This window comes from Paenibacillus sp. OT2-17 (assembly GCF_009827695.1).
Taxonomy (GTDB): Bacteria; Bacillota; Bacilli; order Paenibacillales; family Paenibacillaceae; genus Paenibacillus; species Paenibacillus polymyxa_B.
Window position 1 is genome coordinate 1 of the sequence record NZ_WUDQ01000592.1, and the last position, 2199, is coordinate 2199.

The 2199-nt window shown below is 47.7% G+C and carries 3 protein-coding genes; all 3 read right to left on the reverse strand.

What is annotated here, in order from left to right:
- On the reverse strand, window positions 1–904 hold a 904-nt coding region (yqeH, locus tag GRP75_RS24950; RefSeq protein WP_160790672.1), incomplete at its 3' end, for a ribosome biogenesis GTPase YqeH.
- A complete protein-coding gene (locus GRP75_RS24955; protein ID WP_013311200.1) occupies window positions 897–1427 on the reverse strand; it encodes a YqeG family HAD IIIA-type phosphatase in 531 nt (176 codons plus the stop codon). The genes yqeH and GRP75_RS24955, both read right to left, overlap by 8 nt.
- Window positions 1428–1572: 145 nt before the next feature.
- The coding region (locus GRP75_RS24960) for a DUF4129 domain-containing protein (protein ID WP_160790673.1) at window positions 1573–2199 on the reverse strand (627 nt) is incomplete at its 5' end.

Below are 2199 nucleotides of genomic sequence, written 5' to 3' on the forward strand. Positions count from 1 at the left end.
ACTGATCAGCCCGCTCCAGCTTCGTGCGATGTATTTTAAGACCACCGTTAATATAGCAGGTAAATGATTGGTGCTGACCCTCCACAAAATCAAATCGGGCCATACCGCCGAAAAACAATGTTTGTCCGGCATCAAGCTGATACGCAGCAGGCTTCAGCGGCTTGTCCGGCATAATAGCACTCAAGTCCTGACGGGAGACAATCTCACTGAATCGCCAAGGGTATACAATACCCGGAGTATCAATAATGTGCTTGCCGTCGTCGAGCGGAATATTTACCATATCGAGTGTAGTCCCCGGGTAACGGGACGTTGTGAGTTCCTGCTCCATATCGCTATAATCACGAATCAAGCGGTTAATAAGCGTCGATTTACCCACATTTGTCGCTCCGACTACATATACATCACGGTTACCACGGAGCTCAGATACCACATCCAACAGACGGTCAAAGCCCTGATTTTTTTTAGCTGAGCACAGTACGATTTCTTCTGTGCGTAGTCCTTGCTCCTTCGCTTGCTTTTGTACCCAGTTACGCACCTTGTTCCAATTCGTTACCTTAGGCAGCAAATCGGTCTTGTTCACAGCCAGTATAACCGGATTGGAGCCTACAAAGCGTTGCAGACCGGAAATCAAGCTACCTTCAAAATCAAAAATATCTACAATGTGGATGACGAGCGCATCCTTGTCCCCAATCTGGCTGAGCAGCTTCAAGAACTCATCTTGATTCACCGTCACTGAAGACGTCTCATTATAGTTTTTGATCCGGAAGCAACGCTGACAGATGACAGGTTCGCGAGTAAGCAATTTTTCAGGAATATATCCCGGAAGCTCCGGGCTAGTGGTCTGCACGGTGATACCGCAACCACTACATTTGACGGCAGTGCCGCCGTCAGGTCTTTCAGTCATTCTTCTTTTCCTCCTCAAGCCATAAGCCTTTCTTACGTAACCTTGTGAGCGCGATTCGCTCCAATCGCCGATTAAATCGGGTCATGACTCCTTCATCATGAATGGATATCGGTAGCACCAACACCGTATGCAATCCCAGTCGGTTACCTCCCAATACGTCCGTCAACATTTGGTCTCCGACCATAATAGTCTCTTCCGGAGTCAGCCCCATCATACGGATGGCTCTACGAAAAGACGAGTTGGAAGGCTTCCGTGCGGCATGTATAAATTCAATGTCCAAAGGCGTAGCAAACACGGATACACGGTCCATATTGTTGTTAGACACGATGACAAGCTTAAAACCCGCCTGTTTGACCTTCTCAAACCAGGCCACCAGCTCGGGAGTCGCATTCGGCGCTTTTGCGCCGACCAGCGTGTTATCCAGATCCGTAATAATGCCGCGATATCCTTGAGCGTACAAGCCTTCAAGATCAATATCAAAGACGGTATTCACCCGTAATTTGGGCATCAGCATTTCAAACAACGTCGGTCACCTCAGTTTCATACGACAAACTATACCATATTACTATGGCTTAGTAAAAAGCTATCCGCAACAAACGGACAGCTTTTTCACTAAATATATAGCTAAAGATTAAAATAGACGGCAAATTAACCAAATCAAAAATAGACTAGTCTTGATCTTTCTGATCCGTCGCAGCTTTTCGTCCAGCCCATCGTTTTATCCATCCTTCTTTGTGTAACAGAGAGGCCTGCTGGCGAACCATATGCCAATCTTCTGCGGTTACGGATGAGGGACTATAACGCGCTTGTTCAAATCGTCCAAGCAGCTGATGTAAAATAGAAGCTTGTTCCGGTACTTCTAGCGACCATCTATCAACTGATTCCCTCAGCGTCTCGTGACTGGCGCGGACAAATCCCTTTCTTCGCATGTACCTTAACCAGTGCTCAGTTTCGACGACCACCTTTTCATCCGGGGTCAGCGGCTTACCTCTGCGTAAACGCAGCAGATAAAAGTGAATGTCTGCCCGATTACGCCAGACGATATAAGCAGCCCACAGCAGCAGAATTGCAGCAGCAGAACCTATGATTACAGGATGAATCTTTGAACCTTCCTCCGGATCAGTCTGCGGGTTCTGCTCAGGCTGTTCTGGTTCAGGCTGATCTTTAACCTCTGGGGCTTCTGGAGTCTTTGAATCCTCCTGTTCCGTAAGCAGCGGCATATCAAAGCCAGGCGTAGCTTCTACAGGAACCCAACCGTATTCACCTAAATATACTTCCGCCCAGGAATGAGCATC